Below are 13925 nucleotides of genomic sequence, written 5' to 3' on the forward strand. Positions count from 1 at the left end.
GGGCAGTTCGTAATTTCAGGTCGAAAATATATAGTTTTTTCAGGCACAATTCGATCTTTTGGACGCATTAGAAACCCCTGTTATTAAAGTAATGGTTACCTAATTACTTCGATAAACAGGGGGCGAAAACCTTTAGTCGTATAGTTATTCCGCTGTAGTTTTTTTTAAGTATCCGAGAGGATGCTTTTTTTTTATTTATTTTTTACATCGGTTTTGACGGATTCTTATGAACTGTGAGCGATTGCATACAATTGCGACAAATTAAGTGTAAAAGGGTCACTGACAAAGTGACAAGCTTTTCGAGAAAGTTTGTGTACAATCAGGTGTAACTTCTCCACTTTTTTTTGCGATGAGGAATAAATAGGATCATTTTTGCTTATTTATTACAAGGAATGCCAAGCTTTATCTATCAAATGAATAAATGAGGTGCTAAATTTGCTAAAACAAGTGAATCATTCCATTTTCATTTGCCTTTTGGTTGCGACGCTTCTGTTTACAATGGGTTTCAGCATTGCTCCACGGGTGAACAAGCTTGCAGCGCCCATGACGAAGCCAGCAGCGGAACTGAACTCGAAAGTGCCACTCATAGATGCAGATCAATTTGCCAAGGCTCAGCCGGATTTTGGGGTGTTAACCCAGATGATCATGGGGATGATGGTGAACAACGAACCGATTGAAGCCCCAGCTGCGAAGGTAGTGGAGCCGCAAACGAACATTGAGCCGACCCCAGAGGTATCGATTTCAAACTACGAGATCACCGCGTACTTACTTAATGTTCGTGAAGAAGCGGATAGCCGATCGAAGATTATTGATGTGGTCAAGCAGGGCAGCCTGCTGCAGGTGGTTCAATCGACCGACAACGGCTGGCTCGAGCTGAAAAGCGGCGGATACATTCATGGCAGCTATGCGAAGCTGATCAGCAAGGAAGTGGTACAAGCCCCTGCACCGCAGACAGCCGTGATGGTCATGAATCAAGCTGGACAAGCCCCGGCCGAAGCGCTGGTGAAGTCGGAGCCAAGTAAACCGTCCTCGTCAGTGACCGCGAGCTCTGGCCTCACGGAGGACCAAATTTCCAAAATTATGAAGGACACAGCCCTCGAAGGTCAAGGACTTGAAAGCGCCATTCTGGAGATCGAGAAGCAGTATGGGATTAACTCGTTCTTCACCATTGCTGTGATGAAGCTGGAAAGCGGGCACGGCAAAAGTCAACTAGCGAGAACGAAAAATAACCTTTTCGGGCTGAACGCCTTGGACAGCGATGCGTATAACAAAGCGTTGACCTTTTCGACCAAAGGGGATAGTGTTATTGCTTTTGGGCATATCATTTCGGAGTACTACATCGATATGGGGTTAACCAGCATCGAGAAAGTTGCGCGAAAATATTGTGGAGCCAACACGAATTGGCCGAGCCTAGTGAAAAGCATTATGAACAGCGATTACCAGAAGGTGCTGACTTGAAGCTTCAAGCGTTATCCCCCAACCCCTGAGCATGAACCTGAAAGGCCCAACAGCGAAAATCCGGAACAGTGAGATACGAAGCATGGTTGGCTCATTCGGAGTTGGCCATGCTTTTTGCAGCGGTATTACAGTGGCAAAAACGCGGAAAAAAACAATTAAGATGAGCGAGAAACGTTCTGAGAAGCAAGGCGGGAGGGTTGAGCGCTTTTCCAATTGACGATCCAAATGCCTGCTAATACGAGTGCAATCCCCGCTAACGTGACCATTCTCAGGGCTTCATGCAAAAAGACCATCCCAGAGATGACGCCAACTACGGGGACAAGCAATAGCGAAACGGACGCTTTACTCGCTTCGGTACGGCTTAAAATATGATTCCACAGCACAAACGCCAATGCAGAAGCGATAATCCCTGAGAAGAGAATATAAGCAAGCGGCATGATTCCCCAATTCGATTCCCCACGTTCAAATATAAGAGAATACAATAATAATCCTGCAGCTCCGATCGTCATTTGCCAAGTGGTATATTGAACAGAATCACAGTGCTTTAGCTTAACTTTAAATAGCAGGTTGGCTACAGCCCATGAAATTGCCGAGCTTAAAGCCAATAACAGCGTCCAAAAGGATCCGCCTAAACGAATATTCATAGCCAGAGATAAACCCGCCAAGCCCAGAGCAATTCCAATGATTTTTCTAGGAGTCAGCTGTTCACCAGGAATCCACTTGTGGGCCATAAGCGATAAAAACAGCGGCATGCTGTAAGTTAGAACCGAAGTAAGACCGGCACTGATCTGGTTAAGCGATATTTGAATGGCGATGTTAAAGTAGGTGGTTTGGAACAATCCGCAGAGCGCATACCACTTGAAATCGGATTTATTCGGAGAAGGGATTTTTTCATATAACACACCCCGAAGAGGACGACCGCGCCAGTCAGAAATCGCAATGCTGCAAACAGTACGGGAGGAAACATAATCACAAAATTCATCCCCCAGATTAGACACAACACGATCATCGAAGCATTCATAGGAAGGACCTCACCAAGAAGTTATTGATTTACCACTACTTTACAATGAGAAGAAACTAGTGTCTAATAGTGGAGGCCTTTCACCGAAAGGACATTGACATTGGCTTTGTAAGAACGCCTGTGGTCGATTCGCTCATTTCCCTAATGCCCGTTCATCAAGAAACTTGTTTGGCTGTCGTACCGAAGCTGCATCCTTTAGCGCAGCGCGCGTCCATAGCCATGAGCGATTTAAGCGCAGAGCGCTTCATCCTTGTCGAAAGAGAGGTTTGGCCGAGCTGGTATGATGATATCCTCTCCAAGTGTCGGGATGCGGGCTTCAGTCCCATCATCCGTCAAGATGTGAAGGAGATACAGACGGTTGTCGGGTTGGTTGCAGCCGGTCTCGGCATAAGTATCGTGCCTAAGTCAACAGACAATTTACATGCCAGGGATGTAGCATTTATTGCTATAGAGGGAGGCGCCCCGCGTGTAGAAATGAGCATCGCTTGGCGGACGGACAATCGTTCACCGTTGGTTAACCAATTTCTCGATACAGCAGCACGATTCAGCGGAAGCGATTAGAACGTTATAAATTCACACGGTTATGAATATAGTAGGCAAAAGTTAAGGGTTGACGGAATCGAGAAAGTTGTTTATATTATCTACATACCTATACGGGTATGTGTAAATCGAGCTGATTCAATTCAATGGTTACGAATTGAGCGCTCCTTTTTTTGGACTAAAAAATACCCGCCGGGGTATACAATGACAGAAGCTTAATAGAAAGGTAGATGCGTATGGCCTTTACTTGGATCCTAACCATCTTCATCATCGGATTTATGGGTTCCTTCATATCGGGATTGGTTGGTATAGGCGGTTCCATTATCAATTATCCAATGCTATTGTTCATTCCAACGGCATTGGGCTTCACAGCCTTTACGTCTCAAGAGGTTTCTGCCATCAGTGCTGTTCAAGTTTTTTTCGCAAGTTTCATGGGGATGCTTGTTTTCCGTAAAGGGAAACTGCTTCATAAGCAGTTAGTTCTCTATATGGGAGCTTCCATTGTTACTGGCAGTTTTTTGGGAAGCTATATATCAAACGCCTTGCCAAGCTCTACAATCAATATGGTTTACGCAGTTCTGGCACTAATCGCAGCAATTATGATGTTTCTACCCAAAAAGGGAAGCGATATTCAGGACGTCAGCCAAGTTACATCTTGCTCTTGTTATCGGTACTGTATCTGGAATTGTCGGCGCTGCAGGTGCATTCATCACCGTGCCGGTAATGCTGGTAGTTCTCAAGATCCCCACGAGGATCGCGATCGCTTCTTCTCTAGCGATTACATTTATATCTTCCATTGGTTCGGCTACAGGTAAATTCATGGGTGGACATATGCTCTTGGTTCCATCTATTGTATTGGTGATTGCCAGCTTGATCGCATCCCCGATGGGTGCGAAATTAGCAAAAAGGTGAATACTCGAATTCTTCAATGGATATTGGCAGCACTTATTACTACAACCGTGGTGAAAATCTGGCTTTCAATCTTATTCTAGCTGATCGATGGTGTTAATGAAAAAGATTAATTTTAAAGGGAGAGAAGATGAATATGGCAAATCTGGTTGTTGACGCTAAAGGACTAGCGTGTCCATTGCCGATTGTAAAAGCAAAAAAAGGAATGGATTCTTTGGAATCTGGACAAATTATGGAGCTGCAAACCACGGATAAAGGATCCATGAAGGATTTCCAAGCTTGGGTTAAGCAAACGAAGCATGAGCTAATTGAAGCCATTGAAGTAGATGGAATCTTCACCTTTTTTGTCAAAAAGGGATCATCCTAAAGTTTTAAACCAAACATTAGCTATTTTTTAGTGAACTAGTTTATTTAATACACGCCTCATCTTCACTTTCGTGTTGTATTCACCAACCATTTCGGCAATAATATACCTATACCGGTATACATGAAAGGGAGACGATCTTTTATGAAGTACGATGAAGATGTGAAAAAGCGATTAAAACGTATCGAAGGACAAGTGCGCGGGGTCTTGAAAATGATGGAGGAAGAGCAAGATTGTAAGGATGTCGTAAGTCAGCTCTCCGCTGTCCGGAGTGCGGCGGATAAAGCGATTGCGTATATCGTGGCGGTGAATTTGGAGCATTGTATCCTGGAGGAAAAAGAAGCAGGCAGGGATACAAGTAAAGTAGTGAAGCAGGCAATGGAGCTGCTCGTGAAAAGCCGCTAAAAAGAGGTACTGCTAGGTAATATTCCGGCAGCCCTCAACATAACAAAAAAATCATTAGCACTTCATAGCTAATGATTTTTTTTAGTTTAATTAAATGCCTTTATATTAGGGGATATTTATTTTGGTACAACATTGTAATGCTCAACATACCCTTCTAAGGCTGGGATGAATTCCTTTTCGTAATGATCCTTTGGGCAGGATTTAATGACATGAGAAAATAACGTATTTGATTTATCGGTTGTAAGTGGTTCTTTACAAATAGGGCACCTTTCTTGTGTCAACTTATTAAAAAAGGACATGGGCTTAACCTCCATAAATCCAATTGAATTACTTTGGATTATAATGAAAATCCGATGAGTTGTAAATAAAGAAATTTATGAAAGGGTGCTAAAGCATGTTTCATTATACGGTTGAAACAGGTCAATCGGTAGACGAAGCAATTACTTCTCTGGAAAATAACTTAAAAGAAGAAAAATTCGGTGTCCTTTGGCAATTAAACATGAGTGAAAAGTTACGAGAGAAAGGAATTGATTTTGATCAGAGGTATCATATTCTTGAAGTTTGTAATCCCTTTGAAGCAAAGCGTGTACTAAGTGAAAACTCCATTATAGGGTACTTTTTGCCATGTAAAATAGCGATTTATGATGAAGATGGGAAAACAAAAATCGGCTTGCCTAAACCTACTGCTTTAATTGGGATGGTAGATAGCGGCTCTGGTTCCCTGCAAGCTATTGCAGAGGATGTTGAAAACAGATTAATTTCTTGTATTGATAAAAGTGTATGATGAAGTATTGATATAAGCGACATCCATTAAACGGATAGTTGCTTTTTTTGTATTGCTGGAGATGTAAAGTATAATAAAAAAACAGCAATTTGTTAAAAAGGGATGGTGTACTCGATAATGTCAACTCGTGAATTTGTAGAAAATAAGCAGCGGAAATCCAATAGACTAATTATGGAGAAATCTCCATACCTACTTCAGCATGCCTCAAATCCTGTGGATTGGTATCCATGGGGAGAAGAAGCATTCAGTAAAGCCCAAAGAGAAAGTAAGCCTATATTTCTATCCATAGGTTATTCCTAGCCTTCGGGCTAAATAGATGATTTATCAACATGTCATTGGTGTCACGTCGGTCGAGGAACATGGTAAAAAAGCACCTACTTCAGCTAGATGAACCTAACGTCAATGCCGATATCGTTCCCATCTCGGGTATAGCTGATCCGGTCGATGAAACTTCGTGCCAATCCGTTTACTTGCTCCGGATCGGCGCTTTCAGCTTTCCATACCTGCTTGAACTCGTTGATCCGTTGTAGACGTTGCTCGTTCGTAAGACCTTCTACATGGCCGAGAGTTGCGAGTAGTTCTTTCAGCTCGCTTTGCTTGCGCTGAATTTGTGCCGTCAGGTCGTCCGTCTTCACCTTGATCTGCTCCTTATTGAGCGTTCCCATTATATAGAGATCAGTGATCCTGTCGAAACCGTTTTTCAGTTGAACGATCTCATTTTCCTTAGCCTCGATCAGCATCTTCAAATCGGTATCAGTGTCGACAGCGACTTCTACTCCCCGTAGGCGTTCCTCGTAATCCGCTATGTAATGATCGAGCAAGCTATAGATTATGTCAGCTCCTACGCCGCTATTGCGACAGCGGTTCCCGATAGGATCGTGGTGCTGGCAGGTCTTCAGAGACACCTTCTTATTTGAAGTTTTGAAGGTAAAAGCCAAGGTGTAGCCGCACATTCCACACTTCACTAGACCGGAAAGGGGGTACGCCATACGTCTAGCTGTGGTCGAGACAAGCTTGCGACGAGATAGTGTCGCAATGATTTCTGCATGTTCCGCTTCTGATTTCAGGACGGAATGATTTCCCCGTTCTTTAATCCATTCTTCCTCAGGCTTCTCTGTGAGTGGAGCTGTCCGTTTGTTTTTATGGCCGCTTCCAGATGTTTTCCCATAAATAACGTAGCCCAGATGCACCTCCGAGGTTAGGATACGATAAACTGCGTTCTCAGACCATGCAGGAGTCGACGTCGAGCCATCTTTTCGACCTCGCGGTTTACCCGGAGGTTCCACGCCCATACTGTTCAACTCCCACGAGATCCGGTAGCAAGGGATTCCTTCAAAGAACCGCTTCTTGATCAGCTCGTAAAACGGAAGCCTAATGGGGTCAACATCCAAAGTCTTCGTGAGCGGATTATAAACGTATGGATATGGCGGCTTGCCGTTTGTCCAGTTCCCGCTTTTTGCCCCGCGCTTCTTCCCGCGGTTGAGGCGTTTTTTGATCATGCGATACTCGTGCCGGGAGAAAACGCCTTCGATGTCATTTATCAGCTCAGCTTCCTCATTATTGAAGTCGTAGACCTTTGTTGGCGTGATGACCTTGGTGTCGGTGTTTTTGAGAATACGGCGAATCCGTCCTTGGTCTTCAAGGTCGCCTCTGCTCAATCGATCGTAGTCCATGACGAGGACAGCGTCAAACAGATCGTTTTCGACATCCTGTAAAAGCAATACCATTTCAGGGCGATCGTCGATCGAGGCTGACGAACCGATCTCCTTGTAGATCGTAAAACGCCAATTGTAAATCCGTGTCAAATCGATCAACTCTGCCTCATGTTTAGCTAGATCGTCGCGTTCATCGTTCAGCTCACCGCGGCTCTTTCGTAAATATATGGCGACGTCTTTGATCTCGAAATTAGGCTCCATGACATAATGACCTCCAAATGACATGTTTTGTACCCGAATTATACTGGAAATCATCCTATCAAAGCAATCAATTTTTTGGTAGGATAGCGGGAAGGAGAGGAGATGGCCGTATGATGAAGAACGGGCGTGAACGCCGCGCTGAGGATCAAGCAAGTGAGCAGCTAGAGAATCCCCACAATCCGAGTGTTGAGATCATACCTCTTGAGAACGGACGAGTCATGATACGTGAGCTCGACGAGAACGGCCATCTGATCCGGGAGACGTTCGGCATGATCCCGGTTAGCTCAGATGATGACGATCTGACGGATCAGCCAGTAGATGCCGACGATCTGTTCACTGACGACGAGGTCAAGGAACTCCTCGATAACCTGATGCTGCCGCTGATCGAGGAGGAGCCGCTCATTAACGACGTGTGGACTTGGGAGTCGGATCTCGGCAGCTGGATCGCCGCTATGGAGCAAGCCGGGATCGACAAGGAGAAGATCGTTGAGGTGTTGAAGCGTCATAAAGAGGTCAACCTGTCGCCGCAGGAAGCGACGCAGATCTTCCGAGAATTTACTGATGGCCTTGACACATAAGCATTTCTTTAGAGACGCACTCTCGACGGTTGTGATATATTGAAAATAGTCCGAAAGCACTAAAGGAGCTCTGAGCGAAAGCATCGCCGGAGCTTTTTTGTTATAGGTACTTCAGTCGTTTTTAGTATGAGAACATACATGGTCAAAGGTAGGAACATTATCAGGAAATAAGTCAGCGCCTACTAGTATTTGGGAGGAAACAGATTGAACACACCAATAGCTAAGATATTAACAGAGACGTTTGATCTTACCGAGGATGAGAAGGTCTTTATTTCGAGTCTCGATAGGGAGGCCTACACTCCAGAGGCTGTGTACCGAGTGTCTGCTATTCTTACTGACATGTACACTGCAAAAATTCATGAGCGAGCAGCTCAACAATCTGCGGAGTTCGCGAAGCTAAACGAACTTGCTGCGATTGAGTCTAGCAAATCATCAAAGGTCATCACCAAACTAACTTGGGTACTTATGATCGCGTCTGTTGTTCAAGCTATTGCCACAGGGATACAAGCATATGCAGCTTACTTCGCTTTGAAGTAGCATTTTACGGAGGGAAGTGTACAGATGAGTGACATACCGGGGAGCTGTATGCAATAAATAAGAGAAGCAATGACACAGCTCGGCAGTCCCGAGGATTGCGATTTCTGGACGCAAAATAAAAAAGTGTAGGAGGAGCTGTGAATGAAGTATCTGTTGTTTGCTGGCTTACTTGTACTGGGGTATTTCAGTTTTCCGTGGGCATGGATAGCCTTGCTCGCCATTTTGGGGATTTTTGCATTTATTGCGTGGTTTCAGGCGTTTGTATGGAAGCGGCGAATTACAATGTACGGATACACCAAGAACCCATACTTATCTGATGAAGCGAACGAGCTCTATTCTTCCTACCCACAGTTTTACGATTCACCATTTGCCGCCAAATCCATCGTTGAGACGTCAGGTTTACTTTGGGTTGCAGGCCTCGTATTAGCGGTTTGGGGAGCATTTTATACATATTGGATCGGGCTAGCCTTTTTCGTGATTGGATTTGTTTTAGCTACGATTACAAACGGCTATTTCAAGCCTCGGTCGAATAAGACCAATCTACAAGAGCTTCATGAGGAAATTATGGCTTACAAATTCAAAGCCTATGCTCACCAAGCTGTATCAGATCGCAAACAATCTCATTAGTCGAAGTAAGCGGCTCTCCACCCCGGGGAGCCTTTTTCGTTTTGTCCCGGAATGTGGGCCTTTCACAAACAACAAGAGCCTAGAGGATTGGCCCATCCCCTAAGCTTCAGCCAAGAAGTTTCAAAGTTGTTATAAAATTGTTTCGAGCACTTGCCCTGACTATTTAGGGGACGGCTCCCCGGTCCCGGCCCCCTCGAAGAACAAAAGAAAGAGCCCGAACAGCGAGCGGCTGCCGAGCCCTAAGCCTTGCGTTTGTTTACTTCACGTATCAGTGTAGACTTGCTGATCCCCGTCATAGCCGCGACTTCGTTATAAGAGTGATCTCCAAGCAGTTCTATCGCATGATTCAACTGCTTCTCGGTGTATGACTTCGGCCGTCCCTCCTTGAAGCCCTCTTTCTGCTTGGCGATTGCCTTGCCCTCCTGAGTCCGCTCGACGATCATATCCCGTTCAAATTCGGCGAAGCCGGAGAAAATGGTTAGGATCAGTCGGCCCGTCACTGTATCCTCGATGACACCCATATTCAGAACGTGAATCCGTACTCCGCGGCCGAACAGCTCTTTCACGGTTGTGATCGCGTCCACGGTCGAACGAGCAAAGCGATCCAGCTTCGTTACGATCAACGTATCCCCGGCCTTTAGCTCAGCGAGCAGACTCGTGAACTCTGGTCGATCCTTCTTAGTTCCCGTGAATTTCTCCGAGAAGATCTTCTCCGCTCCGTTTGCCTCTAGCTGCTGTATCTGAGCCTCCAGATCTTGTCCGACGGTTGACACTCTCGCATAGCCGTAAATCATATGTATAAACCCCCTTGATTATGACACTATGTTATGACACCGATCTATGCCTTGATCTTACGCTGTCTGTCTATCGGTGTCAATACTTTTAAGATTTGATACCGAAAAGGGAAGGTTCCAAGTATTTAAGTAGGAAATTTTAACTAAATAAAAATCCCGTTTAATATGACATATGCTATATTTAATGTGACATATAGCATATGAAATATGTAATATTATGTCAAATAATTTCGTTGGACAACGTATAATACATATCTTTAGACTCATATGTTGTATTAACCTAGGATTCAAATTCATTTGATAGGGAGGATGGTTTATATGTTATTAACGCTTGGGGTCGGTATGTTATGTTTTAGTTTAGGTGGTATCGTCACGCTAGCACGACATGGTGAGATGACTGTAATAAACGTGTACAGCAAAGAGTCAGACCGCTCCAAAAAACGCTCCAAAAGAGATAAGGACATAGATTGAGCCCCAAACCTGCTCGTCCAATATCGATACGAATTGAATAGAGCGCCTCGTGCTTTATAGCTAGGTGGCGCTCTGTTTGTTCGGAAGTTTTCTGATTCGGGACGCACGCGGCGGCTCTAGCGGCTCCTAGAAACACGATCTAAAAATCATCAGCGAGCGGCAGCGCCTCATGAAACGCCCTCCGCTTGTCATTCCCGGCAGCGCGGAGCATCGACTGTCCTCGCCTCTTTATCGCGTTGCTGATCGTTTCAAACAGATAAAAATCCGTCGCCCATGTGTAACGCTCGATCACGCGCCAAGCGGCCTCATAGAACGAGCTCAGGAAGTCCTCGAACGTGATCCGCTTGTCTCGATAGGCTCGCGCCCAGCGATGAGCTGCACCATGTATGAGGCGACGAACAAGATCATAATCGAGCAGCTCGTTCGACAAACAGATCTCCCGTCGTGTATGCGCCTTGATAGACAGTTCTCCCCATTTCTCCTCTGTTCGGAGAATCTTATCGACGTGTCCCGGCGACTTGGTGACAGCGATCCGTTTCCGTTTACCCTCGCGTAGCTGCTGCATTTCGGACGGTTTGCGTCGACGTGCTGGCTCCTTCTTCAATCTCTTCAATTTTCTCAGTCTGTTCATATGGCTATCATCCCTCCGATATTTTTTTCCGCTGTTAACTTGTGGGATTAAGAAAAACGGCGAATATAAGTATTGAGTAAGCGAAGCGAACGACCCTCTGTACTTAGCTCTATAAATTAGAGAAGGAGGTACATCAGTTGGCCGCCGCGATCCTGTCATTAAATACCGAGGTCAGATGCAAAATGTGACCGAGCTATGTGCAAATTCTATACATAGAGAGTTGAGGCCGTGGATCTGTCGATAAACAAAAGAAAGCAGAGTGATCAGATCAATCCCTCCGCTGTCATTCATCAAGCCATTTGAGCCCCGGCCACTTGAATCATCCGCGCCAAGGTTCCAATTGTGACCGGGTAAATGCTTCCTATGTATAAGATTTGGGCATAGTAAAAACGGAGGGTTAGATCGATCCCACCGCTGACGACGTGTGCTGCTGTAGTCGGTCTTGTGGGAACGGATGAGATCGAAGTGATGCGGCATAAGGCAGCGATACAGGGATTTAAGCGAGAGGGACAAAGTCATGAAGATGAATAACGCGTTATATATCATAGCAGCCATAGTCTTGTTATCACTGGCTGGCTGGATCATAAAGAACTTTACAGGCGGATAGAGTTGATGAAAGGGAACGAAGTTGTAAAAACAAAATAACCGAGGGATCATTCCCCCGGCCAGTAGACGTGAGAACCATCACGTCCTTCGTTTATCGAGTCAATAAGCTTGCAAGAAACACTAGCAGGGCAATGAGAGCTCCTAAGCCGAACACTGTCAATGCCCATATTGCTAACCCTAGGAGGCACTCTTTTAACACGGTTATAGTGTCCATCCCCTAAACAAGTTGAATTTGATCAGAAGACAAAGGTAGTATCCCCAAACATTGGTGTGCTATACTACTCCCCGGCGAGCTGCTGTTTCAAGCGAGCGTATTCGGCTAAGTTCTTAATTGACGGGTTCGCCGCCGCCGCTTTGCGAGCTGCTTCGACTTGATCCGCCGTCACAAGTTCGATTTCATCGTCCTCGATTGCTTCTGGCTGCTGTGCAGTATACCGAGCTTTGGCTGCTGCATGGATGATCCGATGCTCCGGCCGCGGCCATGCGGTGACAAGCTGCTCAGCGCTTGAGACGTCCTCAGCTGTGATCTCAGTGCCCGTCGAGAGCTTCGTTTGGATCGAGCTCAGGAACGTGACTTGCTCTGTTCTTGTCATTTGGACACCTCCGATACGCGTTTGATGCCAAACGGCAGCTGGCGGCGATCCTCGATCATGAGAAGATCCTCGCGAGAGATCAAAGGCACGTCGCTCTGGCTGAAAAACGCAAGTGGGTACATCATATTACCCGGATGGTTATCGTTGTCCCGGTGGGCCATATCGCGCATTTCGAGATATGCAGCGTTGTACCGCGCCTCTAGCTCCTTGACGTCGAGCAGAGCATTATAGTAGGCTGCTCGGGCGGCTGTCAGGCGGTCGATGATCGGTTGCAGCTCGTTTTCACGGACAGCGGAACGATACGGCCCGTTCCAATCGAGAAGAAGCTGACGAACGGTGATCCGGTCATCCGAGAGTGTCCGACGGAACTCGTATGCTTGGCCTCTTTCGTGCTCGGCTGCTGCGAGATCTTTCTCAGCGGCCTCGATCTTGGCTGCGAGCTTATTCTTCTCGACGGTTAGGTTTGCTCCCGTCCTAAACTCGTGCTTGAACAGCTCAGCTTGCTCCGCTTTCAGATCCTGCAACCGTGTTCCGGCCTCGATCACAGCCGCGTTGTATCTTTCAAGTACGGCGTTGTATCGCTCGTCCTGCTGTTCATACTGTTCGCGCATTTTCCACTTCATCATAGTTCGTTCCCTCCTTGAATATCATCGTCGAGTTCGCCGAGCTCCTTGCGTAGACGCTCAATTTCCGCCTCGATGGAAGCGTCGCTCCGATCATCATCAGGCATTTGCGGCTGCACAGTTAAATGGTCTTTCAATAAGCCGAGCGATTTGAAGATGAGCTCTGCATGTTTGGCCGATCCTTTCTCGGCGCGATCAGCGACAACGTGCATAATCTCAGGCAGCCGCTCCCCTACTATTGCGACCGTTCGCGCTTGCACGTATCGAGCAAACTCCGGTTGAGCGCGCCATCGCGAGATAGTCCGCGGCGAGACGCCGACTGCATCCCCGATCTCCTCTAGAGTCATCGAAGCTCTTCCGGGAGTTGCTAGTATCTCGGCGACGTAGAGCTGCTCAGCACTGAGCGTTTGCTCGCCTCCGTTGTACATCCTAATCCCTTTCATCTCGTTTCTCTCCTTCTAAGTGCTGCTCTCTCTGTGTTGCAGTGTAGCGACTTATCCACGAGCTTGGGGATTAGAAAGGCGATCCGTCTCGGAGTAATCTCGGGCGACAGTGTGTAGAGCAGAATTGCTCCGTCAGTGAGCTGGACTCGGGCGATGACGGGCCTATTCCCGTCTCGGCATAGTGTGATGCGTTCGATCATTGTCCCTCGCCTCCTGAATGTTTTGGTACGTTGCCGAGTACGACTCCGCGGCGAGTGCTCTGGCTGAGCTCGTTCAGATCACGGATCTCAGAGTCCGTTAGTGACAATTCTGAGCGGATGCGAACTGTCATTCTATCAGTCACGCGGCGCTTTTCTGTCTCCAAGTAACTGATATAGACGTCAGAACAACCAATGAGATCGGCGAGATCTTTTTGGCTGAGTCCATACAGGACACGGAGCAGTCTGATCATGGTTCCGTTAATGCTCATATGGATCATCTCCTTGTTTGATACGATAAAAAAAGTGAACGCCCATTCATAAAGGGATGGGCGCTCGATTAGCACTGGGGGGAAGTTCTGTGGCGAGTGGGCAATGTGTTACGCGCCCTTCCTCAACTAGTAGCGGAACTGTTTGGAATATGAACA

The 13925-nt window shown here is 46.4% G+C and carries 16 protein-coding genes and 2 pseudogenes; 10 read left to right on the forward strand and 8 right to left on the reverse strand.

Features of this window, described 5'->3' with window-relative positions; genetic code table 11:
• Window positions 1-435: 435 nt before the first annotated feature.
• The gene (locus FPZ49_RS32655; protein ID WP_144854535.1) at window positions 436-1458 is read left to right on the forward strand and encodes a glucosaminidase domain-containing protein; all 1023 of its coding nucleotides are present in this window, start codon (window positions 436-438) and stop codon (window positions 1456-1458) included.
• 155 nt (window positions 1459-1613) lie between these two features.
• On the opposite strand, the gene FPZ49_RS32660 is transcribed toward FPZ49_RS32655, so the two are convergent.
• Window positions 1614-2456 (reverse strand): DMT family transporter, encoded by an 843-nt coding sequence (locus tag FPZ49_RS32660; protein ID WP_261381735.1) that lies wholly within the window; start codon window positions 2454-2456, stop codon window positions 1614-1616.
• Window positions 2457-2548: 92 nt separating this feature from the next.
• Between FPZ49_RS32660 and FPZ49_RS32665 the strand changes: the two genes are divergently transcribed.
• From FPZ49_RS32665 to FPZ49_RS32695, 6 genes and pseudogenes are all read left to right on the forward strand, one after another.
• Complete coding sequence (locus FPZ49_RS32665) at window positions 2549-3040, forward strand: LysR family substrate-binding domain-containing protein (protein ID WP_144854537.1); 492 nt, start codon at window positions 2549-2551, stop codon at window positions 3038-3040.
• A 215-nt stretch (window positions 3041-3255) separates the two neighbouring features.
• Window positions 3256-4011 (forward strand): annotated as a pseudogene (locus FPZ49_RS32670) (sulfite exporter TauE/SafE family protein).
• A 53-nt stretch (window positions 4012-4064) separates the two neighbouring features.
• Window positions 4065-4295: a sulfurtransferase TusA family protein gene (locus tag FPZ49_RS32675; protein ID WP_144854539.1), complete on the forward strand. Its 231-nt coding sequence runs from the start codon at window positions 4065-4067 to the stop codon at window positions 4293-4295.
• Between the two features lie 141 nt (window positions 4296-4436).
• The gene (locus FPZ49_RS32680) at window positions 4437-4697 is read left to right on the forward strand and encodes a metal-sensitive transcriptional regulator (RefSeq protein WP_144854541.1); all 261 of its coding nucleotides are present in this window, start codon (window positions 4437-4439) and stop codon (window positions 4695-4697) included.
• A 394-nt stretch (window positions 4698-5091) separates the two neighbouring features.
• Window positions 5092-5481 carry a DUF302 domain-containing protein gene (locus FPZ49_RS32690; RefSeq protein WP_144854545.1) on the forward strand — a complete coding sequence of 130 codons (390 nt, stop codon included), beginning with the start codon at window positions 5092-5094 and terminating at the stop codon, window positions 5479-5481.
• A gap of 117 nt (window positions 5482-5598) precedes the next feature.
• Window positions 5599-5778, forward strand: a pseudogene (locus tag FPZ49_RS32695) (DUF255 domain-containing protein); the annotation flags it as partial.
• Window positions 5779-5864: 86 nt separating this feature from the next.
• Here FPZ49_RS32695 and FPZ49_RS32700 read toward each other — a convergent pair.
• Entirely contained in the window at window positions 5865-7397 is a 1533-nt protein-coding gene (locus FPZ49_RS32700) for a recombinase family protein (RefSeq protein ID WP_186446242.1), read from the reverse strand.
• 110 nt (window positions 7398-7507) lie between these two features.
• Between FPZ49_RS32700 and FPZ49_RS32705 the strand changes: the two genes are divergently transcribed.
• The 3 genes from FPZ49_RS32705 (at window position 7508) to FPZ49_RS32715 (ending at window position 9139) form a co-directional block, all read left to right on the forward strand.
• A complete protein-coding gene (locus FPZ49_RS32705; RefSeq protein ID WP_144854552.1) occupies window positions 7508-7975 on the forward strand; it encodes a hypothetical protein in 468 nt (155 codons plus the stop codon).
• A 204-nt stretch (window positions 7976-8179) separates the two neighbouring features.
• A complete protein-coding gene (locus tag FPZ49_RS32710) occupies window positions 8180-8512 on the forward strand; it encodes a hypothetical protein (protein WP_144854554.1) in 333 nt (110 codons plus the stop codon).
• A 141-nt stretch (window positions 8513-8653) separates the two neighbouring features.
• Window positions 8654-9139 carry a hypothetical protein gene (locus tag FPZ49_RS32715; protein ID WP_144854556.1) on the forward strand — a complete coding sequence of 162 codons (486 nt, stop codon included), beginning with the start codon at window positions 8654-8656 and terminating at the stop codon, window positions 9137-9139.
• Window positions 9140-9378: 239 nt separating this feature from the next.
• Here the strand turns inward: FPZ49_RS32715 and FPZ49_RS32720 are convergent, their stop codons facing one another.
• From FPZ49_RS32720 to FPZ49_RS32745, 6 genes are all read right to left on the reverse strand, one after another.
• Window positions 9379-9933, reverse strand: a complete 555-nt coding sequence (locus tag FPZ49_RS32720) for a recombinase family protein (protein ID WP_144854558.1) — start codon at window positions 9931-9933, stop codon at window positions 9379-9381.
• 610 nt (window positions 9934-10543) lie between these two features.
• The gene (locus tag FPZ49_RS32725) at window positions 10544-11035 is read right to left on the reverse strand and encodes a hypothetical protein (RefSeq protein WP_144854560.1); all 492 of its coding nucleotides are present in this window, start codon (window positions 11033-11035) and stop codon (window positions 10544-10546) included.
• Window positions 11036-11919: 884 nt separating this feature from the next.
• Window positions 11920-12234 carry a hypothetical protein gene (locus FPZ49_RS32730; protein WP_144854562.1) on the reverse strand — a complete coding sequence of 105 codons (315 nt, stop codon included), beginning with the start codon at window positions 12232-12234 and terminating at the stop codon, window positions 11920-11922.
• Window positions 12231-12860, reverse strand: a complete 630-nt coding sequence (locus FPZ49_RS32735; RefSeq protein ID WP_144854563.1) for a hypothetical protein — start codon at window positions 12858-12860, stop codon at window positions 12231-12233. The genes FPZ49_RS32730 and FPZ49_RS32735 overlap by 4 nt, the downstream gene beginning before the upstream one ends.
• Window positions 12857-13300 (reverse strand): phBC6A51 family helix-turn-helix protein, encoded by a 444-nt coding sequence (locus tag FPZ49_RS32740; RefSeq protein ID WP_144854566.1) that lies wholly within the window; start codon window positions 13298-13300, stop codon window positions 12857-12859. Before FPZ49_RS32740 ends, FPZ49_RS32735 begins: the two co-directional genes overlap by 4 nt.
• A gap of 196 nt (window positions 13301-13496) precedes the next feature.
• Complete coding sequence (locus FPZ49_RS32745) at window positions 13497-13769, reverse strand: helix-turn-helix transcriptional regulator (protein WP_186446244.1); 273 nt, start codon at window positions 13767-13769, stop codon at window positions 13497-13499.
• Window positions 13770-13925 lie beyond the last annotated feature (156 nt).

This window comes from Paenibacillus cremeus, from assembly GCF_007786445.1.
GTDB classification, from domain to species: domain Bacteria; phylum Bacillota; class Bacilli; order Paenibacillales; family NBRC-103111; genus Paenibacillus_G; species Paenibacillus_G cremeus.

What these genes read in the sequence shown, in the direction of transcription:
- FPZ49_RS32675 (WP_144854539.1), top strand. Translation starts at nt 4,065, where the DNA reads ATGGCAAATCTGGTTGTTGACGCTAAAGGACTAGCGTGTCCATTGCCG.
- FPZ49_RS32680 (WP_144854541.1), top strand. Translation starts at nt 4,437, where the DNA reads ATGAAGTACGATGAAGATGTGAAAAAGCGATTAAAACGTATCGAAGGA.
- FPZ49_RS32690 (WP_144854545.1), top strand. Translation starts at nt 5,092, where the DNA reads ATGTTTCATTATACGGTTGAAACAGGTCAATCGGTAGACGAAGCAATT.
- FPZ49_RS32700 (WP_186446242.1), bottom strand. Translation starts at nt 7,397, where the DNA reads ATGGAGCCTAATTTCGAGATCAAAGACGTCGCCATATATTTACGAAAG.
- FPZ49_RS32705 (WP_144854552.1), top strand. Translation starts at nt 7,508, where the DNA reads ATGATGAAGAACGGGCGTGAACGCCGCGCTGAGGATCAAGCAAGTGAG.
- FPZ49_RS32715 (WP_144854556.1), top strand. Translation starts at nt 8,654, where the DNA reads ATGAAGTATCTGTTGTTTGCTGGCTTACTTGTACTGGGGTATTTCAGT.
- FPZ49_RS32720 (WP_144854558.1), bottom strand. Translation starts at nt 9,933, where the DNA reads ATGATTTACGGCTATGCGAGAGTGTCAACCGTCGGACAAGATCTGGAG.
- FPZ49_RS32725 (WP_144854560.1), bottom strand. Translation starts at nt 11,035, where the DNA reads ATGAACAGACTGAGAAAATTGAAGAGATTGAAGAAGGAGCCAGCACGT.
- FPZ49_RS32730 (WP_144854562.1), bottom strand. Translation starts at nt 12,234, where the DNA reads ATGACAAGAACAGAGCAAGTCACGTTCCTGAGCTCGATCCAAACGAAG.
- FPZ49_RS32735 (WP_144854563.1), bottom strand. Translation starts at nt 12,860, where the DNA reads ATGATGAAGTGGAAAATGCGCGAACAGTATGAACAGCAGGACGAGCGA.
- FPZ49_RS32740 (WP_144854566.1), bottom strand. Translation starts at nt 13,300, where the DNA reads ATGAAAGGGATTAGGATGTACAACGGAGGCGAGCAAACGCTCAGTGCT.
- FPZ49_RS32745 (WP_186446244.1), bottom strand. Translation starts at nt 13,769, where the DNA reads ATGAGCATTAACGGAACCATGATCAGACTGCTCCGTGTCCTGTATGGA.